This is a genomic window from Asanoa hainanensis (genome assembly GCF_900188485.1).
Lineage (GTDB): Bacteria > Actinomycetota > Actinomycetes > Mycobacteriales > Micromonosporaceae > Asanoa > Asanoa hainanensis.
The window spans coordinates 183,171-202,389 of sequence record NZ_FZPH01000001.1 but is presented as its reverse complement, the minus strand read 5'-3'; the positions used below and the strand labels follow the sequence as shown (position 1 = coordinate 202,389).

26 protein-coding genes and 1 pseudogene are annotated in these 19,219 nt (G+C 72.4%); 15 read left to right on the top strand and 12 right to left on the bottom strand.

Going from position 1 to position 19,219, the window contains the following annotated elements; translation table 11 throughout:
* Nucleotides 1-76: 76 nt before the first annotated feature.
* Nucleotides 77-853, top strand: coding sequence for a TioE family transcriptional regulator (locus CHC05_RS00995; protein ID WP_245870599.1), 777 nt, complete (start codon nucleotides 77-79; stop codon nucleotides 851-853).
* On the opposite strand, the pseudogene CHC05_RS42240 reads toward CHC05_RS00995, so the two are convergent.
* Both CHC05_RS42240 and CHC05_RS00985 read right to left on the bottom strand, forming a co-directional pair.
* Nucleotides 826-1,986, bottom strand: a pseudogene (locus CHC05_RS42240) (MFS transporter); the annotation flags it as partial. The gene CHC05_RS00995 and the pseudogene CHC05_RS42240 sit on opposite strands and share 28 nt — an antisense overlap.
* Nucleotides 1,983-2,561: an ArsR/SmtB family transcription factor gene (locus CHC05_RS00985; RefSeq protein ID WP_089243637.1), complete on the bottom strand. Its 579-nt coding sequence runs from the start codon at nucleotides 2,559-2,561 to the stop codon at nucleotides 1,983-1,985. The pseudogene CHC05_RS42240 and the gene CHC05_RS00985, both read right to left, overlap by 4 nt.
* Nucleotides 2,562-2,648: 87 nt before the next feature.
* On the opposite strand from CHC05_RS00985, the gene CHC05_RS00980 reads away from it, so the two are divergent.
* A complete protein-coding gene (locus CHC05_RS00980) occupies nucleotides 2,649-3,824 on the top strand; it encodes a winged helix DNA-binding domain-containing protein (RefSeq protein ID WP_179266000.1) in 1,176 nt (391 codons plus the stop codon).
* A gap of 338 nt (nucleotides 3,825-4,162) precedes the next feature.
* On the opposite strand, the gene CHC05_RS00975 is transcribed toward CHC05_RS00980, so the two are convergent.
* Nucleotides 4,163-5,113: a tyrosine-type recombinase/integrase gene (locus tag CHC05_RS00975; RefSeq protein ID WP_425426704.1), complete on the bottom strand. Its 951-nt coding sequence runs from the start codon at nucleotides 5,111-5,113 to the stop codon at nucleotides 4,163-4,165.
* Between the two features lie 21 nt (nucleotides 5,114-5,134).
* Complete coding sequence (locus CHC05_RS00970) at nucleotides 5,135-5,959, bottom strand: AraC family transcriptional regulator (protein WP_089243631.1); 825 nt, start codon at nucleotides 5,957-5,959, stop codon at nucleotides 5,135-5,137.
* A 50-nt stretch (nucleotides 5,960-6,009) separates the two neighbouring features.
* On the opposite strand from CHC05_RS00970, the gene CHC05_RS00965 reads away from it, so the two are divergent.
* A complete protein-coding gene (locus tag CHC05_RS00965) occupies nucleotides 6,010-6,420 on the top strand; it encodes a DUF2000 domain-containing protein (protein ID WP_089243629.1) in 411 nt (136 codons plus the stop codon).
* Here CHC05_RS00965 and CHC05_RS00960 read toward each other — a convergent pair.
* Nucleotides 6,395-6,970 carry a helix-turn-helix domain-containing protein gene (locus CHC05_RS00960; protein ID WP_089243627.1) on the bottom strand — a complete coding sequence of 192 codons (576 nt, stop codon included), beginning with the start codon at nucleotides 6,968-6,970 and terminating at the stop codon, nucleotides 6,395-6,397. The two genes, CHC05_RS00965 and CHC05_RS00960, sit on opposite strands and share 26 nt — an antisense overlap.
* A 68-nt stretch (nucleotides 6,971-7,038) precedes the next feature.
* Here CHC05_RS00960 and CHC05_RS00955 point away from each other — a divergent pair, with 68 nt between their 5' ends.
* Nucleotides 7,039-7,962 (top strand): NAD(P)/FAD-dependent oxidoreductase, encoded by a 924-nt coding sequence (locus tag CHC05_RS00955; RefSeq protein ID WP_089244636.1) that lies wholly within the window; start codon nucleotides 7,039-7,041, stop codon nucleotides 7,960-7,962.
* A gap of 7 nt (nucleotides 7,963-7,969) precedes the next feature.
* Here CHC05_RS00955 and CHC05_RS00950 read toward each other — a convergent pair whose 3' ends face one another.
* The gene (locus CHC05_RS00950) at nucleotides 7,970-9,145 is read right to left on the bottom strand and encodes an MFS transporter (protein ID WP_089243625.1); all 1,176 of its coding nucleotides are present in this window, start codon (nucleotides 9,143-9,145) and stop codon (nucleotides 7,970-7,972) included.
* Nucleotides 9,146-9,192: 47 nt separating this feature from the next.
* Between CHC05_RS00950 and CHC05_RS00945 the strand changes: the two genes are divergently transcribed.
* On the top strand, nucleotides 9,193-9,603 hold the full coding sequence (locus CHC05_RS00945; RefSeq protein ID WP_089243623.1) for a transcriptional regulator: 411 nt from the start codon (nucleotides 9,193-9,195) through the stop codon (nucleotides 9,601-9,603).
* Here the strand turns inward: CHC05_RS00945 and CHC05_RS00940 are convergent.
* The 3 genes from CHC05_RS00940 to CHC05_RS00930 are packed head-to-tail and all read right to left on the bottom strand — an operon-like array spanning nucleotide 9,583 to nucleotide 11,324.
* The gene (locus CHC05_RS00940) at nucleotides 9,583-10,245 is read right to left on the bottom strand and encodes a nucleotidyltransferase domain-containing protein (protein ID WP_089243621.1); all 663 of its coding nucleotides are present in this window, start codon (nucleotides 10,243-10,245) and stop codon (nucleotides 9,583-9,585) included. The genes CHC05_RS00945 and CHC05_RS00940 overlap by 21 nt on opposite strands.
* Nucleotides 10,242-10,796: a P-loop nucleotide/nucleoside kinase family protein gene (locus CHC05_RS00935; RefSeq protein ID WP_144022438.1), complete on the bottom strand. Its 555-nt coding sequence runs from the start codon at nucleotides 10,794-10,796 to the stop codon at nucleotides 10,242-10,244. The genes CHC05_RS00940 and CHC05_RS00935 overlap by 4 nt, the downstream gene beginning before the upstream one ends.
* A gap of 21 nt (nucleotides 10,797-10,817) precedes the next feature.
* Nucleotides 10,818-11,324 (bottom strand): MauE/DoxX family redox-associated membrane protein, encoded by a 507-nt coding sequence (locus CHC05_RS00930; protein ID WP_089243617.1) that lies wholly within the window; start codon nucleotides 11,322-11,324, stop codon nucleotides 10,818-10,820.
* A gap of 98 nt (nucleotides 11,325-11,422) precedes the next feature.
* On the opposite strand from CHC05_RS00930, the gene CHC05_RS00925 reads away from it, so the two are divergent.
* The 10 genes from CHC05_RS00925 (at nucleotide 11,423) to CHC05_RS00880 (ending at nucleotide 17,435) form a co-directional block, all read left to right on the top strand.
* Nucleotides 11,423-12,145, top strand: a complete 723-nt coding sequence (locus CHC05_RS00925) for a hypothetical protein (protein ID WP_144022437.1) — start codon at nucleotides 11,423-11,425, stop codon at nucleotides 12,143-12,145.
* Nucleotides 12,146-12,148: 3 nt separating this feature from the next.
* Nucleotides 12,149-12,676: a hypothetical protein gene (locus CHC05_RS00920; protein WP_089243613.1), complete on the top strand. Its 528-nt coding sequence runs from the start codon at nucleotides 12,149-12,151 to the stop codon at nucleotides 12,674-12,676.
* Nucleotides 12,651-13,193 (top strand): hypothetical protein, encoded by a 543-nt coding sequence (locus tag CHC05_RS00915; RefSeq protein WP_089243611.1) that lies wholly within the window; start codon nucleotides 12,651-12,653, stop codon nucleotides 13,191-13,193. The genes CHC05_RS00920 and CHC05_RS00915 overlap by 26 nt, the downstream gene beginning before the upstream one ends.
* Nucleotides 13,194-13,195: 2 nt before the next feature.
* Entirely contained in the window at nucleotides 13,196-13,384 is a 189-nt protein-coding gene (locus CHC05_RS00910) for a hypothetical protein (protein WP_089243609.1), read from the top strand.
* 18 nt (nucleotides 13,385-13,402) lie between these two features.
* On the top strand, nucleotides 13,403-13,954 hold the full coding sequence (locus CHC05_RS00905; RefSeq protein WP_089243607.1) for a hypothetical protein: 552 nt from the start codon (nucleotides 13,403-13,405) through the stop codon (nucleotides 13,952-13,954).
* A gap of 41 nt (nucleotides 13,955-13,995) precedes the next feature.
* Entirely contained in the window at nucleotides 13,996-14,490 is a 495-nt protein-coding gene (locus CHC05_RS00900; protein ID WP_144022436.1) for a sigma-70 family RNA polymerase sigma factor, read from the top strand.
* Nucleotides 14,487-15,110, top strand: coding sequence for a hypothetical protein (locus CHC05_RS00895; RefSeq protein ID WP_089243603.1), 624 nt, complete (start codon nucleotides 14,487-14,489; stop codon nucleotides 15,108-15,110). Before CHC05_RS00900 ends, CHC05_RS00895 begins: the two co-directional genes overlap by 4 nt.
* 199 nt (nucleotides 15,111-15,309) lie before the next feature.
* Nucleotides 15,310-15,834 carry a pyridoxamine 5'-phosphate oxidase family protein gene (locus CHC05_RS00890; RefSeq protein ID WP_089243601.1) on the top strand — a complete coding sequence of 175 codons (525 nt, stop codon included), beginning with the start codon at nucleotides 15,310-15,312 and terminating at the stop codon, nucleotides 15,832-15,834.
* A 45-nt stretch (nucleotides 15,835-15,879) separates the two neighbouring features.
* Entirely contained in the window at nucleotides 15,880-16,287 is a 408-nt protein-coding gene (locus tag CHC05_RS00885; protein ID WP_089243599.1) for a YciI family protein, read from the top strand.
* A 2-nt stretch (nucleotides 16,288-16,289) separates the two neighbouring features.
* The gene (locus CHC05_RS00880; protein WP_089244634.1) at nucleotides 16,290-17,435 is read left to right on the top strand and encodes an RNA polymerase sigma factor; all 1,146 of its coding nucleotides are present in this window, start codon (nucleotides 16,290-16,292) and stop codon (nucleotides 17,433-17,435) included.
* On the opposite strand, the gene CHC05_RS00875 is transcribed toward CHC05_RS00880, so the two are convergent.
* From CHC05_RS00875 to CHC05_RS00865, 3 genes are read right to left on the bottom strand one after another with little or no spacing between them, the layout of a single operon-like run.
* Nucleotides 17,413-17,829 (bottom strand): VOC family protein, encoded by a 417-nt coding sequence (locus CHC05_RS00875; protein WP_089243597.1) that lies wholly within the window; start codon nucleotides 17,827-17,829, stop codon nucleotides 17,413-17,415. The two genes, CHC05_RS00880 and CHC05_RS00875, sit on opposite strands and share 23 nt — an antisense overlap.
* A 23-nt stretch (nucleotides 17,830-17,852) precedes the next feature.
* The gene (locus tag CHC05_RS00870) at nucleotides 17,853-18,203 is read right to left on the bottom strand and encodes a helix-turn-helix transcriptional regulator (protein WP_218824420.1); all 351 of its coding nucleotides are present in this window, start codon (nucleotides 18,201-18,203) and stop codon (nucleotides 17,853-17,855) included.
* Nucleotides 18,204-18,260: 57 nt separating this feature from the next.
* Complete coding sequence (locus CHC05_RS00865) at nucleotides 18,261-19,211, bottom strand: pyridoxal-phosphate dependent enzyme (RefSeq protein WP_089243593.1); 951 nt, start codon at nucleotides 19,209-19,211, stop codon at nucleotides 18,261-18,263.
* Between the last annotated feature and the right edge of the window lie 8 nt (nucleotides 19,212-19,219).

Below are 19,219 nucleotides of genomic sequence, written 5' to 3'. Positions count from 1 at the left end.
ACAGTATCGTTGAACCTTTGGTTGAGACTTCCGCACGACGACAGGCGGAGCGGTGCGCGAAAAGCTTCAAAGGCCAGTGGACCTGGCCCGACGCTACGGCCGGTCCACCCAGGCGATCCGGAACTACGAGGCGGCCGGCATCCTGCCGGAGGCCGAGCGCACCGCGAGCGGCTACCGCACCTACACCGGGGACCACGACCTGGCCCTGGCCGCCTACCTAGCCCTCGTGCGCGGCCACGGCAACCAGACCGCCACCGAGATCATGCGGGCGATCAACGGGCACGCGACCGCGGACGCGCTCACGCTCGTCGACGAGAGCCACGCCCAACTGCTCGACGACCGCCGGACCCTGCGCGCCGTCGAAGCCGCGCTCCACGACCTCGAACCGGTCCCGGCCGCCGAGCGTGGCGACACGTTCGTCGGCCCCCTGTCGCGGCGGCTCGGCATCCGCCCGGCGACCCTGCGCAAGTGGGAGGACGCCGGCCTGGTCCAGCCGCGCCGGGATCCGCGGACCGGCTACCGGATCTACCGCCCGGCCGACGTACGCGATGCGCTGTTGACCCATCAGCTCCGCCGGGGCGGCTACCCACTGGGTCGGATCGCCCCGCTGATCGCCCAGGTCCGCACGGCCGGCGGTGTCGCGCCGCTGGAGTCGATGCTGCGGGACTGGCGTGCCCGCCTCGACGCCCGCGGCCGCGCCATGCTCGCCGGCGCGGCCGCGCTGAACGCCTACCTCGACTGGAGGTCGGCTGTAGTTTCGGCCGGCCGCGGTGACGGCACCGCCGGCGAGGGTCGCACGTCGAGGTCCCGCCAGACCGGGCGCACCACCGGCAGCAACGTGACCGCCAGGTAGAGCACCCCCGTCGCGATCAGGGCTACCTTCAGGCCCACCGCGCCGGCCACCGCACCGCCGAGCAACCCGCCGAGCGGGATGCCGGCCCAGGCCACCGCCGTCAGGACGCCCTGGACCCGGGCCATCATGTGCTCCGGGATGCGCTCGTAGAGAACCGCGCCGATGATCGGGTTGATCGCGGCGAGGCCGACACCGGCGGCGAACGACACCGCGTACAGCAGCCAGACCTCGTCGCTGAAGCCGGCCGCGAGGAAACGTGGCGCGCCACCGACGAAGAACCCGATGGTGAACAGGGCCCAGCGCGGTGCCCGCGGCGCGTACGCGGTAAAGACGATGTTGCCCAGCACCGCACCGATCGCGAACGAGCCGCTGGCCAGGCCGAGCACGACCGACGAACCGACGAGCGTAGCCCACATCGGCAACAGGACCGAGTTGTACGCGGCGTCGAACAGGTTGGTCGCGAACATCATCACGATGATCGCCCCGGCCAACCGGTCCCGCCGCACGAAGGTGATGCCGGCCCGCAGCGCCTTCGTGTAGGACTCCTCCTTGACCGGTGCTTCCGCCGGTGGCACGCGGACCAGCAGGAGCACCAGGACGGCCGCGACCGCGAACGTGCCGGCGTCGAACAGCAGGACCGTCGGCGCGTCGAGCACCGCGATCAGCGCACCGCCGGCCGGGGCGCCGAGCAGGGTGGCGAGCCGGTGCAGGCCGTCCTGCAGGCTGGCGGCGCGGGTCATCTCCATGCCGGACTGCCGCGCGACGCGGGGGAAGACCGCTTCCTTGGCGGTGTCGCTGAACCCCCGCAGGCCGCCGGCGATGCCGACCAGCACGAGCAGGCCACCGAAGCCGATCCGGTCGTGCAGCAGCGGGATCGCGCCGATGGCCAGGGCGCTGACGGCGTCGGCGACGATGCTGAAGCGGCGGCCGCCGATCCGGTCGATCAACGGGCCGCCGGCGCCGGCGGCGAGCACGTACGGGAGCATCTCGACGAACGCGACGATGCCCGCGCGGCTCGGCGAACCGGTGCTGACCAGCACGAACCAGGGCAGAGCGAGCGCGCTCATCCGGGTGCCGACGGCCGAGATCGTGTCGGCGGTCAGCAGGGCGACGAGGGCGCGCCGGCTGCTCACCGCTCCTCCCCTTCTTCTGGCGCGGCGGGGAACGGCAGGATGTGCACTTGGAGCTGGACCTTCTCCGCGTCGTCGGGGTGCTCGACGTCGGGGTCGTCCCGCCGGTAGCGCTCCGCCAGCGCGAAGATCGCCTCGTTGAGCTCCATCGCCTCGGCCTGGGTGAGCCGCAGCCGCCAGTCGCTGATCGTGAACGCGTCGCGCCAATCCGGCGGCATCGATGCCATCTCGTCGAGGAAGCGGACGGTCTGGTCGGCATATTGGGCGGCGACCGCGCGCAGGTAGCCCTCCGTCTCGGGAAGTGGCAGCTCCGAGTCGGCGAGGCGCGTGCTCCGGTGTGCGGCCTTCCACCAGCGTTCGCGGCCGACGTTGCGCTCCGGGTCGTCGACCACGAAGCCGTAGTTGGCCAGGATCCGCAGGTGGTAGCTGGTCGCTCCGCTCGACTGGCCCAGCCGCTCGGCGAGCATCGTCGCGGTCGCCGGCCCATTCTCGCGCAGCAGGCCCAGGATCCGCACGCGCAGGGGGTGCGCCAGGCCGCGCAGCGTTGTGGCATCGACATTGACTTCGCGCTCTGTCATGTATGCAAAGATATCTTTGCCAAGGTTTCTTTGCAAGGGACTCTTTGCATCCGGTTCTTGTCGGTGGGTCGTGCGACGATTTCTGCCGTGACGCGACGCATGGACAACACCGAGCGCCGGGCCCGCCTGGGCATCCGGCACCGCCTGGCGGGTCCGCCCGCCCACGACCCGGTCGAGGTCACCCGCGACCTCGTGGTGCTGCACGCCACCGACGCGGCCACTGTTTACCTAGGCGCCGCGGCGCGGCTCCACGCGCCGGTCATCAAAGACCTCGAGCACGCGTTGTACGCGGACCGCACGCTGATCCGGATGCTCGGCATGCGGCGCACCATGTTCGTGGCGCCCGTCGAGCACGCCCCGGTCGTCCAGGCCGCCTGCACCGACGCGATCGCCGTGGTGCAGCGCAAGCTGCTGCTCAAACACCTGGCGGAGGCCGGCCACGACGGCGGTGACCCGTGGCTACGCGACGTCGAGCAGGCCACCTTGGCCGCGCTGGTCGCGCGCGGCTCCGCCACCGCGTCCCAGCTGTCCGCCGACGAGCCCCGACTACGCACGCAGCTCTCGATCGACGAGGACAAGCCCTATGGCGCCGCGCCGGCGATCACGTCGCGGGTGCTCAACCTGCTGTCCATGCAGGGCCTGATCGTCCGGGGGCGGCCGCGGGGGTCGTGGCTGTCGACGCAGTACGAGTGGGCGCCGGCGTCCGCGTGGGTTCCCGGGGGCCTGCACCAGCACGACGCGGCTGCGGCCCGGGTCGAGCTGGCCCGGTTGTGGCTGGCCCGGTTCGGCCCGGCCACGCCCGCCGACCTCAAGTGGTGGGCGGGCTGGACGGGCGCCCAGGTCAAGGCGGCCCTGGCGGGCCTCGACGTCGCGTCGGTGACCCTGGAGGACGGCACGGCCGCGGTGGTGCTGGCCGACGACGTCGAGCCGGTCGTGTCGCCTGATCCGTGGGTGGCTCTGCTACCGGCGCTCGACCCGACGATCATGGGCTGGGTCGGCCGCGAATGGTATCTGGGGCCGCATTCGCCGGCGTTGTTCGACCGCTCGGGCAACCCCGGCCCGACGGTCTGGGTCGACGGCCGGGTGGTCGGCGGCTGGTCCCAACGCCCGGACGGCAAGGTCGTGCACCGACTACTCGAAGAGGTGCCGGCAGGCACCAAGAAGCGCATCACCACCGCGGCGTCCGAACTGGAGGCCTGGCTCGGCGACGCCCGGGTCAAACCCAAGTTCCGCACGCCACTGGAGCGGGAGCTATCGGCTTAGGCGGGCCTGCGCCCGGCGGTGGTGTCTCGCGGAAGCGGACATGTTCTTCCATGTACGCACATGCGAAATCATGTGGGGTTCGCGCGAACGTCCCGCCCCCGGCGGGACACGCCCAGGGTCCACAGCCGACGCGAAGAGCTAGACCGCGAGCCGGACGCGGGGATTTGCGGTTAGGAAGGAGGTGCAGCTGAGACGGGCGCGGGGCACATGGGACCGGCCGGACGAGAAACTCCAGTTGACGCCGCCCAGCGTGACGGGGTTGCGCGGCGCCGCACGGTGGAGCGACGGGATGCGGGCGTATGGCCCACGCAAAGGCTGCGGCTCGCGCGTTACCTGAGCTACGGGGTGCGGCGGGCTCGGGCGGCCCAGATCGCGTAGGCCGGGTCGCGGTCCAGGTTGTGGCGGTCGCGGTCGTAGCGGCGGGTCGTGCGTGGGTCCGCGTGGCCCATGGCGTCCTGTACGTCCTCCAGGGCGACACCCTCCGCGCGGGCCGTGGTCGCGAACGCGTGGCGCAGGGAGTGCGGCGACAGCCGGTCCGCGGCTGGGATGCCGGCGTCGCGGGCGACCTTGCGGACCAGGCGGAAGACCGCGTGCCGGTCCAGGCGGCCGCCGGACGCCGTGGCTAGGAGCGGGCCGGTCAGGTCGGCAGCACGGACACCGGCCGCCGAGGCGCGGGCGGCCAGGTAGGTGTCGACGGCCGCCGCCGTGCCGGGGGTCAGGGCGCGTCGGCGGTGCTTGCCGCCCTTGCCGGTGAAGCGGATGCTGCGATGTCCGCGCTCCTCCCCCAGGTCGGCCACGTCGAGCGAGACCAGCTCGCCCACGCGCAGCCCGAGGTCGGCCAGCAGGGCCAGGGCGGCCCGGGTGCGGGCGGCGGTCGGGCCCGTCGCGGCGGCGGCCGCGCGGAGCAGCGCGTCGACCTCCTCGGGGGCCAGGCCGACGGTGGCCGAGTGGTCGCGGTCGACGCGGGGGCGGTCGGCGCCCGAGACCGGGTTGGCGTCCAGGGCGCGGAGTTTGACGAGGAAGTCGTACCAGCTCGACAGCGCCGACATCTTGCGGGCGACCGTGGTCGGGGCGGCGGTTTCCTCGACTTCGCGGGCGTACGCGTTGACGTCCAGGAACGTCGCCGCGAGTGGGTCGACACCGTGGTCGCCGCACCAGGCCAGCCACCCGCCGACGTCGCGTTTGTAGGCCGCCCGCGTGTGCACCGAGAGGCGCCGGTTGGCCAGCCACGCGTCGGTGAACTCGCCCGCACCGGACCGCGGCGCCGGCACACTGCGGCCAGCCGGCACGAGCGAGGTCACGCGCAGACGCTAGCCAGCCGGCGGCGGCCCGGCCGTGCGGCGCGCCGCGTCGCCCGCGAACTTCGCGGGAGTAGTACCGAGGTAGCGACGGAACGTACGCGTCAGGTGCGCCTGGTCGTAGAAACCGGCCGACGCCGCCACCGCGGCGGCCGGCTGGCCCGCCAGGAGCATGGCCCGGGCGCGGTCGACGCGGCGGCCGACCAGGTACGCGTGCGGCGGCAGCCCGAACGCCGCCGTGAACGCTCGGACCAGGTGGGTCGGATGGGCGCCGAGCCGGGTCGCCGCGGCCTCCAGGGTCAGGCCCTCGGTCACGTGCGCGTCCAGCAGGTCGCGCAGGTCCCGGGCCAGTCGGCGCGGCGGCAGCGGCGCGCGCGGGACCGGGCCACCCAGGTGGCCGCGGAGCCGGTCCACCACCAGGGCCAGCCGGCTCTCCGCGTGCAGCTCCTCGCCCGGCCCGCCGTCGAGGACCCGGTGGAGCTCGGCCACCCGCCGGCGCAGCAGCGGGTCGGCGAGCGCCGGATGGTCGACCGCCGCACCGGTCAGCTCCCGCCCGACCACGTCGGCGTCGAGGTACACGACCCGTTTGACGAAGCCGCCCGGTGTCGCGGCGCGACCGTCGTGCGGCACGTGCGGCGGCAACAGCGTCACCTGGTCGGCCACCGCGCCGTGCCCGTGGCGGTCCAGGTCGTACCGGATCGCGCCGTCGTCGACGACCAGCAGCGTCCAGGCGTCGTGGGTGTGCGGCGGGTACGCGTGCGTTACGAACCGGGCGTGCAGCACCTCGGCGACCCCCGGCACGGCCGGGCGCCAGGCGCGCAGCCGCTGGCCCTCCATGTCAGGAACGTACAAGACCGGCGGGCACGGGTGGCGGGACGCTGGGCGGCATGAGGTTCGAGACGAAGATCGCCGTGCTGCTCCGCGACGACCTGGCCACCTGGCAGCGGCTCAACGTGACCGCGTTCCTGGTCAGCGGGATCGCCGGCACCAGACCGGAAACCATCGGCCAGCCGTACGCGGACGCGGACGACACCCCGTACCTGCCGATGTTCCGCCAACCGGTGATGGTCTTCGCCGGCGACGGCGCGCTGCTCACCGCGGCCCGGGAGCGGGCGCTGCGCCGTGGCCTGACCCCGGCGATCTTCACCGCGGACCTGTTCGCCACCGGCCACGACGCCGCGAACCGGGAGGCGGTGGCCGCCGTGCACGCGGACAAGCTCGACCTGGTCGGCATCGCGATCTACGGCCCCCGAAACGACGTCGACAAGGTTTTCAAGGGCGCGACCCTGCACCCTTAGTCCGCGCCCGGACGTGCATCCGCTCGCCCTGCGGGCCGAACAGGCTCAGCAGTTCGGCCGGCTGGTCGAAGGGGTTGCTGATGGCGTGCGGGGTGCGGGTGTCGAACTCCGCGACCTCTCCCTCCACCAGGGTCAGGTCGTGCTCGCCGAGCCGCAGCCGCACACGGCCGGACAGGACGTAGAACCACTCGTACCCCTCGTGCCGTTGCAGGTCGATCGTCGGCTCGTACCGGGCCCCGAGGATGTGCTTGAACGCCTGCATCCCGCCCGGCCGCCGGCTCAGCGGCACGAACGTGACCGCGCCCCGGCGGATCGGGCGGGCGTGTACGCGCGGGTCGCCGGTCTCGGGCGCGCCGACGAGCTCGTCGAGCGGCACCTGGTGGGCCTTCGCCAGCGGCAGCAGCAGCTCCAGGGTCGGGCGGCGGCCGCCGGACTCGAGCCGCGACAGGGTGCTGACCGAGATGCCGGTCTCCTCGGACAGCTCGGCCAGGGTGGCACCGCGCTGCTTGCGCAGCGCCCGAAGCCGTTCGCCCACGTTCGAAGGGTCCATGCCTGAGAATTTGCCAGAGCGGCAACGAATGTTGCCACTTTTCGGGGGCAGGGTGGACCGTGGCCGGCATGGAAACCTTTGACGTCATCATCGTCGGCGGCGGCCCAGCGGGGCTCGCCGGCGCACTCACCCTGGCCCGCGCCCGGCGCGGCGTCCTGGTGGTCGACAACGGCACGCCGCGCAACGCCAACGCCGGCCACGTCCACAACTTCCTCACCCGCGACGGCACCCCGCCGGCCGAGCTGCTCGCGATAGCCCGGGCCGAGGTCGAGGGCTACGGAGCCAGCTTCGCCACGGGTACGGCGGCCGGCGCGAAGGCCACCGACGACGGCTTCACCGTCACCCTCGACGACGGCCGCACGTTCACCGCACGCCGGCTGCTGGTGACCACGGGCCTGGCCGACGAGCTGCCCGACATCGACGGCCTGGCCGGGCGGCTGGGCAGCGACGTGCTGCACTGCCCGTACTGCCACGGTTGGGAGGTCCGCGACCAGGCGATCGGCATCATCGCCACGACCGCCGCGGTCGCCCATCCGGCCCTGCTCTGGCGGCAGTGGAGCGCCGACATCACGGTCGTCCTCAACGGCCAGCCGGCCCCGACCGGCCAGGACGCGGCCCTGCTGGCCGCCCGCGGCATCACGGTGGTCGACGACCGGGTCACCGCCGTCGACGCAGACCGCACGGCCCACCTGGCCGGCGGCGCGACCCTGACCCCGGACGTGTGGGTGGTCCCGACCCGGATGACGGCCCGCGACGACCTGCTGACCGACCTGGGCGTGGAAACCGGCCCGGTGCTGATGGGCGACATCGAGGTCGGCACGGCGGTCAAGTCCGACGCGAACGGCGCGACCTCGGTCCCGGGCGTCTACGTAGCCGGCAACATCACAGACCTACGCGCCCAGGTCATCGTCAGCGCAGCCGCCGGCCTCAACGCGGGCGCAATGATCAACGCAGACCTGGCGATGGCCGACGCCCACGCCGCGCTGAGCTGAGGCGGAGTCATCGCGCGAGCCGCGTCTCCGCGGGAGTCAGCAACGCCAGTGGCAGCAGGCCGATTGCGGCGACCGCGACGCTCAGGATGACCAGGGCCGGAGCCAGGCCTGCCGCGGCCAGCAACGGTGGAGCCAGCAGCGCGCCGGCCACCGCCGCCACCGCGTCGGAGAGGTGGAAGGCCGCCGCCACTCGGCCGAGTACGGCGTCCGGCGTGGACACCTGCAGCCGGTGGCCCGTGGCGATCTGGGTGATCGCGCCCGGCATCCCGCTCAGCCCGACCGCGACCAACGCCCGCGGCACCGACGTCGCGGTGAACGCCACGACGAAGCACCCGCCGACGGCCGCGTAGCCGACGAAGAGCACCGTGCGCGTCGCGTACCGCAGGATCAGCGGCCGGGCCAGCGCGGAACCGACCAGGTAGCCGGCGCCCAGCGCGGCGATCAGCCAGCCGACCACCCGCCCGGACCCGCCGAGCCGCTCGACCGCGAACGGGATCAACAGCACGGTCAGTGCCGCGTTGACCGTCCAGTACAGACAGCTCGACACGGCCAGACCACGCAGCACGGGGGTACGGGCCAGCGCCCGGAACCCGTTCCTGATCCGCACCCGCGCATCAGGAACGAAGGAGGGCACGCGCAGGCGGGCGACCAGCGCGGCAGCAGCCAGGTAGGAGCCTAGGTCGACCAGCACCACCGCCGGGAACCAGTCCGCCGCCACCAGGGCGGTGCCCAACGGAGGCCCGATCATCCGGTACGCGCTGTCGGTGAACGTCGTCAACGAGTTCGCGGTCGCCAGGTCGGCCGGGTCCGGCACCACCGACGGGGTCAAAGCACGCAACGCCGGCCGCAGGAAACAGGCGGCGGCCGACTCCACGAACAGCCCGACGAACACGAAGCCGGCAGGCCCGGCCAGCATCAGCGCGACCCCGCCGGCGCACGCGAGGTTCGCCAGCACCACCACCCGCACCCGTGGCCAGCGGTCGATCGCGACTCCGGCCCACGGCGCGACCAGCACCGCCGGCACGGCCTGCACCGCCAGCGCGAAACCGGTCGACAGGGCCGAGCCGGTCACCGCGTACACGTGCAGCGGCGCCGCGAAGACCAGCAACCACGAGCCGAACCCGTCGATCGCCGTCGCCGCGTACAACCGGCGGAAGTCGCGGTTGCGCCGCAGCAGTCCCATGGCCGCGGACACTATTCTCAGAAGACACGAGATGGCAAGATGCTTCCGTGGAGATAGTCGAACTGGGTCGGCGGCTGCGGGCACGGCGCACCGCGGCGGGTCGCACCATCGCGTCGGTCGCGGCGGACGCCGGCCTGTCGGTCCCCTACATCGCCAACCTCGAGAACGGCCGGGGCAACCCGACCTTGACCGCGATCACCGGCCTGGCCGCGGCCCTCGGCGCCGACCTCCAGGTCGACCTGCGCGAAAGCGACCCGGACAGCGCACCCACCGCCGCACTGCCCGACTCACTCGTCCGCTTCGCCCGCTCACCCCGGTTTACCGCCGAGCGACCACCAGACCCCGAGCGCGTGCTCACCGCGATGGCCACCCTCGGTGCCCTCGCCGGCCGACCGATGACCGACCTGGACTGGCACCGCATCCTCGACACGATCGTCCTAATCACCCGCACGCAATAGCGACAGGTCGTCCCACGCGTCGTAGACGTCGCCGTAGCCGTGTGCGCGGGCTACCCGCTCCAGGTCGTCGAACAGCGCCGACGGCAGGTCGGTCACGCGCTCGAACGTCCACGGCGCCGGCAGCGGATGGTGTTCCAACTCCCAGCGCAGGTATTTGTTGTAGGGCCGGACCCGCCCGTAGATGGCGAACAGCGTCCACAGGAACCAGGGCCCGGCCTCGATCTCGTCGAGCCGCGCCAGGTCGTGGTGCCCGTCGCGGCGGCTCTTCGCGGCCCGGTAGACGAAGTTGATGTAGCCGTCGAGCTCCGCCCGCACGAACGCGTCCACTTCGTCCGGCGACAGGGCGGCCTGGGCGTGGACGAGCTCGGCGATGCCACCGCGGTCGAGGAGCACGACCGCGCCACGGTACGCGTACCGCGCCCACCGGTCGGAGACGTCGGCCAGCTCGGCGACGGTCAGCACGGCCGTGTCGAGCGCCGGCGTGAGCGAGGTGGTCCACCGCGGAGCGTGCGAGCGCACGACGACAAGGACGTCCCAGTCGGAGTGCGGGCCGGCCGTGCCCCGCGCCTGAGACCCCGTCAGGATCACCCCGACGACGTCCGGGTCCGCTTCGGCGCGGGCCAGCACGTCGGCGTACGTCATGACAACTCCGGCAGGGTCGGCCACCGGTAGCTGGCCCACCGCGGCCAGGAGTCGAATCCCGCCGGCGGAGCGGGCATCGGCCCGTACGAGAGCTCGTCAGCCGTAGGCGCCTGGAACAGCTCCAGGAACCGGTCGTGGTCGGCGTCGGTCATCGCGAACGTCGACTCCGGCCTCTCGTCCCAGCGACGGCTGGCCCGCGACCGGCGTTCGGCCTCGGGGATCTCGAGGTAGCTCAGCTCGAACGAGGCACCGGCGAGCGACGCGATCGCCCGGATGGCGTAGCGCTCCTCCGGCGACCAGCAACCGAAGTCCAGGACGACCGAGGCCCCACTGCGCAGCACCTCGTGCGCGGTCCAGATCATGCGGCCTTCGAGAATGTCGCGCCGCCCGCCGGCCTCGCTGTCCTGGAACAGCGGCGCCATCCACTCGTCGGGCGTGAACCGCACCATGCGCCGCTGCGCCGCGAGCCGCTTGGCCAGGGTCGTCTTCCCGGTGCCGGGCAGGCCGACCGTCAGGACGAGCGTCGGTCGGCCGCCCATTTCCGTGTGCACCGGCCCAACCCTAGAAGAGGGTCAGCGCCGCGTCGCCGACATTAAATAGGCCAGGTCGTCCCACCGGATCACGACGAGTGCGACGAACAGACCGCCGATGGCCGCCAGCGCGGCGCCCGCGTCAACGGGCCCGCGGTCGGCCAGCAGGCCGACGACGGCCATCCCGCCGAGCACGGCGTTGCGGATCAGGTGTCGGATGCCCAGCGGACCGCCGCCGAACCCGAAACACCGGCAGGCCACGGGAGTGGGCGACCGGGACGCGCGGACGATGCCGGCCATGAAGACGGTCAGCAGCGCGAGGGCGAGAAGATAGCCGGCAGTCACTGTGTGCGGCCACGCGAGCAGCAGCGCGGCCACGGTCTCGGCAGCGACGACCGCGTATCCGACGGGCCGGGCGGCACCCCCGAGGCCGAACGACCGCAGCGCGGAAACGAAGGCCAGGAAAGCCGCCTGACTTCGTCCTTTCTGGACTGCGGCGACGCCGAACACGACCAGCAGGGCCGTCCTCGTCACGACCTCGACGTACATGTCTGTCGATACTAATGCTGCAAAAGCATGGAGCGAGAGAGCGCTCACCGATAGCGTCACCCGCGGACAGACATGATTTTACCCACGGGGGAGGATTCATGGCTCAGCGTCTACGTCTGCGCTCGCCCAGCGGCAACCGCGTCACGGTGGATCTGGCGGACACCCCCACCGTCGCCAACGTCTCGGCGTCGATCCGGTACGCCGGCGGTTCGCTCGCCCGCGGCTTCCAGATCGGCTCGCGCGGCTTCCAGAAGTTCGCGTCCACCTACGTTGCCGCCTCGGTGGTCCACGACCGGTTCGTGGTGCACGGCCGCGAGGTGGTCGTCGCCCGGCAGATCGACGGCGCCGGCGCGACCGCCGCGTTGATCGGCGACTACCACGAGCTGATGACCGTCTACGGCGGGCCGCCGCCGGCACGCGAGGCGGTGATCAGCCTGTTCTCCACGCTGACCATCGAGGACCGGGCCGACGGCATGGTCGTCAAGCCGCTCGACGCCACCCTGCTCAACGAGTTCTCCGAGTTGCTGACGATCGCGGTGGCGGGCCGCGGCCTGGTGTCCGTGCCCGGCCCGGCACACATGCGCCACCATGTCCCGGCTCACCAGGGCCAGGCCACGCGGCACGGCGAGGTCTGGCGCGGCCTGGTGGGCGGGGTCGACAAGGCCTCCCGCATCAGCGACTACCTGTTCACGATGGGCTTCTCGCGCGGCGTCAGCGAGGTGCACCTGACACCCGAGCCGGACCTGTCCGACGACGCCCTGCTGGCCTGGATGAACGAGATCCAGGTCGACTGGGCGGCCGACACGGCCGGCGGGAAGTGACCGGTGGAGCCGTGGATCGCGGTCGCCATCGTCACCTGGGTGGCGTTGTTGCTGCTGCTCGCCGCCCTCGGCTCGGTCGTCCGTGACCTGCGCCTGCTGCGCGGCCAGGTCGATCAGAGCGCCGCGCAGTTCGCGGCGACCCGGGTCGCGCTCCGGATGCCCAATCTCGCCGGCGTCGGCACCCGGATCGTCCTGGCCGGTGAGTCGGGCTGCCCGCTGTGCGTGGCGGCAGCGCTGCGCGCGGCCGGTGTCTCGGCCGCCGCGCAGGTGCCCGTCACGCTCCTGACCCACGAGGCCGCCGACAGTTGGGCCGACGTGCCGACCGGCGCCCTGTCGGTAGTCAGCGACCCGGAGAGCTGGCAGGTGATCGGTCACCTGTCACCACCGGTCCTGCTGCTGCTGTCGGCCGAGGGCGACGTGCAGCGACTTGTCCTGCCGGTCGACACCGCCGAGGTGGACCGGGTGCTCAGCGAATGGTCGACCACTCTGCGAAGGGGACGTATCGATGTTGGCGAACATTCCACTGCGTGACGAAGCGCCGAGCGGCGCCGCACGCACCGCGGCGTTGTCCGGTTTCGCCACCCCGCCGACGCGGCGGACGGTGCTTCGGGCGATGACCCTGGGCGTCGTCACGGTCGGCGCCGTCGTGGCCGACTGGAGCAGCCGGTTGACGCCGGGGGCCCGGGCCGAGACCGGGCCGGGCGGGCTCACCGGATGGGACCGCAACGACTGCAAGGACGCCTACCCCAACGGGTACGCCGAACAGCGCGACAACGTCGGCTCGTACGTCAACTCGGCGGCCGCCTGCTTCGGCGGCGACTACCGCGGCAGCACCTACTGCTCCTCGGGCTGGCACCGCTCGGGCACGGTCCGCGACTCGCCGGTGACCTACTACTACACGCCGATCTCCACGCTGTGCGGCACGAGCACCAAGAAGAACGCCTGGCGGTGGACCGCGGGCGGCACCTGGTGGCGTTGCTCGGACGGGCGCACGACCGTGTCGGGCGGCGGGTCGTCGTACACGTACACCACGATCTGCCGGTACTGACCTTGGATGCGACCCGCTCGCCCGGGCTGGCGTCGCTGTGGCACCCACGGCTCATCGCGTCCGTGATCGGCGCGCTGGCCGCGGGCGTCACCGCGGCCGCGGTCCTGGGTGGCGGTCCGACGTGGACCACCCTGTCCTTCTGGCTGCTCGCCGCGATCGCGGCTGGGTACGCCGCCAGCGGTTCCACCTGAAGCCGCAACTCAGCCTCTGTGCTGGGCTCGCCGGTCTGGCGAGGCTCTCCCGTTCTGGCGTTCTGCGCCGGTCTCCTGGTCGGCGGCGTGCTGATCAGCGCCGCGTTCCTGGTGGTGGGCTCGGTGGTGCGCGCGCCGATGCCGTGGTGGCTGCGCGTGGCCCTGGTGGCCGCCTGGCTCGTGGTGATGGTCGCGCGAGAGCTCGGCCTGCTCCGGTTCGGCCTGCCGGAGAACCGGCGACTGGTCCCGGAGACGGTGTTCCGGCTGGGCCGGCACCTCGGCCCGTTTCAGTTCGGCGTGGAGATGGGCACCGGCGTGCGCACCTATCTGCCCACCGGCCTGCCGTACGTCCTGGTCGCGGCGATCGCCCTGCTCGCCTCGCCGGTCGCGGCCGTGGTGGCCGGCGCCGGCTTCGGCCTGGGACGCTGCCTGATGGTGCTGGCGAACCTGGGTTACGACGCCGAGGGCGGCTGGGACCGGCAATGGCTGGCCCACCATCGCCAGATCAAGGTCCTGGTCACGATCGTCTTCGTGGTCATGGTGACCGGCGCGGTGCTGATCGGCGCGTAACGCGAACGCTCGTGGCGGCGTATCAGTAGGTGGAGGTGCCGATGCGCCAGGAACAGTTCGAAGAGTTCGTCCGGGGCAACCTCCCGGCGCTGGGCCGCTACGCCTACGTGCTGACCGGCCACCGGGAGGACGCCGCCGACCTCGTGCAGGACAGTCTGGTCCGGCTCGCCCGGGCCTGGCCCCGCGTCGACGAGGCGGGCAGCCCGCTGGCCTACGCCAAGACCACCATGGTCCGCACCCACATCAGCACCCTGCGGCGGCTGGGGCGCCTGCGCCGTTCCGAGTTCGAGGACCTGCCCGCCGACGACGGGTTCGGCTCGGTCGACGACGGCGTGGACCTGCGCCGGGCGCTGCGGACGCTGTCGCCCGTCCAGCGCGCGGTCGTCGTCCTGTCCTTCTTCGACGACGTCGACGACGTGACCATCGGCCACCAGTTGCGGCGCCGTCCCGGTGCGGTGCGCGCGCTGCGCCACCGGGCCCTGCGGTCCCTACGCGCGGCCCTGCACGACAACCCGAACGTGGAGGTCCGGCGATGACCGACGACCTGGAGCAGCGCGTACGCCGCGAGCTGACCGGTTCGCGTTACGAGCTCGGCTTGGACCCCGACGACGTGCTCGCGCGCGTGTCCGGCCCGAAACGTCGCTCACGTCCGGGCGCGGCGACGTTGGCCACCGTGGCCGCGGCGCTGGCGGTGGCGGCCGCGGTGACGGTCGGCTTCCTTCTTCCCGGCACCTCGGAGGCACCGGTGTCTCCCCCTGCCGCCAGCGCATCACCGGCGGCAACGCTCAACGGGCTCCCGCCGGGTCTCGCCCCGGCCGGCGACGTGGCCGAGGTGATCAAGCGGGCGCCGGCGCTCGTCGGACTGCCCCCGGGGGGCACCCGGTCGGCCTACGCGGCCGCTGCGGGCGGCGGTGTCTGGCGGGTCGTCATGGTGGTCGACGGCGGGGTCGCGGGCCTACCAGGGGGGGTGCTCGACGTCCCGTCCGACTGGGCGCCCGACGGCAGCCAGCTCCTGCTCACCAGGGACGGCGAGACCACGTACGTGAAGGTCTACCGGCCGGACGGGCACAACTTCTGCCTGGCGGTCACCGGCGGCCCGGCCGAGGAGCAGCTGGCTGTGCTCGAACGCCTGGTCACCACCAACATCACCCGCTGAATTCCGGCGTTACACCATAACGGTCATTATGGTGTACGCCGATTTTTCGGCTGGACCACGCTCAGAGGATTACTGGATTACCGATAACAGTAATCCAGTAATACCGGCAAAGCTGATGTCGAGAACGACCGGGCAGGTCCGTCCCTGGGCTGAACCGCGGCCGACACCGCGCCGCGCACCGTCCGAGGAGGAACGAGCCGTGCAACCCCACGAGGTCACCGAGGTGCTGAACCGTCCGCTCAGCCGCGAGCTGCTGGACCGCGACCTGACCCGCCTGGCGTACGTCGCCAAGGACGGCACCCCGCGCACCATCCCGATCGGGTTCACCTGGAACGGCACCCACGTCGTCATGTGCACGAGCACCAACGCTCCGAAGCTGCACGCCCTGCGGGCCAACCCGGCCGTCGCGCTCACCATCGACACCGAGGTGCACCCGCCGAAGATCCTGCTGATCCGGGGCCGCGCGGAGCTCGACGTCGTCGCGGGCATCCCCGACGAGTACCTCCAGATGAACGGCACGTACACGATGACGCCCGAGCAACGGGTCCACTGGGAGGCCGAGGTCCGCGACCTCTACGACGGCATGGTCCGGATCGTCGTGACACCGACCTGGGCGAAGCTGATCGACTTCGAGACGACCCTGCCCAGCGCGGTCGAGGAACTCATCCAGAAACGGGCGCGCAAGAATGTCGAGAACCGCCAGGCGGCTCCGTCCCAGGGCTAGAACACGGCCAGAATGGGGCCGTACGACGACGGAGGAGCACAACAGATGGCCAAGTACCTGCTGCTCAAGCACTACCGGGGCGCCCCGAAGGGGGTCAACGACGTGCCGATGGACCAGTGGACGCCAGAGGAGATCTCCAACCACATCCAGTACATGGTCGACTGGGGCAAGCGGCTCGAGACCACCGGCGAGTTCGTCGAGCACTACGCGCTGTCCCCCGAGGGCACGTTCGTCCGCTACGACGGCGAGGGCCGGCCGCCGATCACCGACGGACCGTTCGCGGAGACCAAGGACCTCATCGCCGGCTGGTCGGTGGTCGACGTCGACTCGTACGAGCGGGCCCTGGAAGTGGCCGGCGAGCTGTCCGCCGCACCGGGCAAGGGCGGCAAGCCGATCCACGAGTGGCTCGAGATCCGCCCGTTCCTGACCCAGCCGCCGACCATCACCGAATGACGGTGGACGAGTCCCTGCTGCGGACGCTCACCCCCGCGGTGATCGGGATCCTCGGCCGGCGCGGAGCTGACTTCGCGGCGGCCGAGGACGCCGTCCAGGAAGCACTGGTCGAGGCCGTCCGCGTCTGGCCCGCCGACCCGCCGCGCGACCCCAAGGGCTGGCTGGTCACCGTGGCCTGGCGCAAGTTCCTCGACGCCGCCCGCTCCGACGCCGCCCGCCGGCTACGCGAGGAGCGCGTCGACCTCGAGCCGGAGCCCGGCCCGGCCCGGGAGGCCGACGACACGCTCCAGCTCTATTTCCTGTGCGCGCACCCGTCGCTGACCCCGTCCTCGGCGGTGGCGCTCACGCTGCGCGCCGTCGGCGGCCTCACCACCCGGCAGATCGCCCAGGCCTACCTGGTGCCCGAGGCCACGATGGCGCAGCGCATCAGCCGCGCCAAGAAGACCGTCTCCGAGGTACGCCTGAACGAGCCCGGCGACGTCGCCACGGTGCTGCGCGTGCTCTACCTCGTCTTCAACGAGGGCTACTCCGGCGACATCGACCTGGCCGCCGAGGCGATCCGGCTCACCCGCCAGCTCGCGGCCGCGATCGACCACGCGGAGGTCGCCGGGCTGCTCGCCCTCATGCTGCTGCACCACGCCCGGCGCCCGGCCCGGCGCAAGCCCGACGGCGAGCTCGTGCCGCTCGCCGAGCAGGACCGCGGCCAGTGGGACACCGCGCTCATCGCCGAGGGTGTCGAGATCCTCCAGGCGGCCCTCGCCCGGGACCGCCTCGGCGAGTTCCAGGCCCAGGCCGCGATCGCCGCGCTGCACGCCGACGCGCGGACGGCCGACGAGACCGACTGGGTGCAGATCGTCGAGTGGTACGACGAGCTCGCGCGCCTGACCGACAACCCGGTGGTCCGCCTCAACCGGGCCGTCGCGGTCGGCGAGGCCGACGGCGCGCAGGCCGGGCTGGCCGCGCTGGCCACGCTCGACCCGGCCCTGCCCCGCTACACGGCCGCCGAGGCGTACCTGCGCGAGCGGGCCGGCGACCCGGTCACCGCCGCGCGGCTCTACGCCGAGGCGGCCCGTTCAGCGCCCAACCTGGCGGAGCGGGACCACCTCACCCGCCAGGCGGCCCGGATCAACGCTTCCGGGGCTGGTTGAACCGCAGCATGTTCCCCGACGGGTCACGGAACGCGCAGTCGCGTACGCCGTAGGGCTGGTCCATCGGCTCCTGGAGCACCTCGCCGCCGGCCGCGCGGATGCGCTCGAAGGTGCCGTCGACGTCGTCGGTGGTGAAGATGACGCCGCGCAGCAGACCCTTGGCCAGCAGCTCCGCCATGTTCTGTTTGTCCGACTGCGAGGCGTTCGGGTCGGCCAGGGGCGGTTCGAGGACGATGTCCACGCCCGGCTGTTCCGGGGAGCCGACCGTCACCCAGCGCATGCCCTCGAAGCCGACGTCGTTGCGAACCTCCATGCCGAGCACGTCGCGGTAGAAGGCGATCGCCTTGTCGAAGTCGTCGACCGCGATGAAGCAGGTGGATAGCGAGATGGCCATGCCGACCAGGCTAGTCGCCGGGGTTATCCGTGCCTGACCGGCCGCGTGTAGATCTTGGCGACGCAGGGTGGGATGGCGGCGCCGTCGTCGTGGCCCCGCGATCGGTACGCGCTCGGGCTCTCGCCGACGAGCTCGGTGAACCGGGTGCTGAACGAGCCCAGCGACGTGCACCCGACGGCGAAGCAGACCTCGGTCACCGACAGGTCGCCGCGCCGCAGCAGGGCTTTGGCGCGCTCGATGCGGCGGGTCATCAGGTAGCTGTACGGCGTCTCGCCGAACGCCGACCGGAAACTGCGGGAGAAGTGGCCCGGTGACATCAGGGCGCCCCGCGCCAGCATCGGCACGTCGAGCGGCTCGGCGTAGTCGCGGTCCATCGCGTCGCGCGCGCGGCGCAGCCGGACCAGGTCCTCCAGGTTCACCCGTCCACCATCTCAGCCGGCCAGCAGTTTCGCGAACCGCACGGTGTCGATGTTGCCCCCGGAGAGGACGACGCCGACGCGGCCGGAGAGCTGCCCGGTGAGCACGGCGGCCAGGCCGGTCGCCCCACTGGGCTCCAGCACGATCTTGAGCCGGTCGAAGGCGAACCGCATCGCGTCGCGGATCTCGTCGTCGGTGACCAGCACGATCTCGTCGACGAGCCGCCGGTTGACCGAGAAGGTCAGCTCGCCGGGGATGTCGGCCGCCTGCCCGTCGGCGATCGTGTGCGGCACGGGGATGCGCACCCGCTCGCCGGCCGCGAGGGACCGGCGGGTGTCGTCGCCCTCGACCGGCTCGACACCGACGACCCGGATGCCGGGCAGCAGTCCCTTGACGGCGGTCGCGGTGCCGGCGATGAGCCCGCCGCCACCGACCGGTGTCACGACCGCGTCCAGCGGGCCGGTCTCGTCGAGCAGTTCGAGGGCCGCGGTGCCCTGGCCGGCGATCACGTCGGGGTGCTCGTACGGCGGGATCAACGCCAGCCCGCGCGACGCCGCCAGGGCCTCGCCGAGCGCGACCCGGTCGCCGGTGTAGCGGTCGTAGGTGTGGATCTCCGCCCCGTAGCCGGCGACGGCCGCGATCTTGGACTCCGGGGTGTCGGCCGGCATCAGGATCACCGCGGTGCTGCCGCGCTCCCGGGCCGCGAGGGCGACCGCCTGGGCGTGGTTGCCGGACGAGTACGCCGCGATGCCCCGCGCGAGCTGCTCGTCGGACAGCTTCGACACCGCGTTGTACGCGCCGCGGAACTTGAACGCGCCGATCCGCTGCAGGTTCTCGCACTTGAGGAACACCTCGGCGCCGGCGCGCGCGTCCAGGGTGCGGGACCGCAGGACCGGGGTGCGGTGCGCGACGCCGGCGATCCGGTCGGCGGCCGCGCGTACGTCGTCGAGGGTAGGAGCGTTCACGCAGGCGA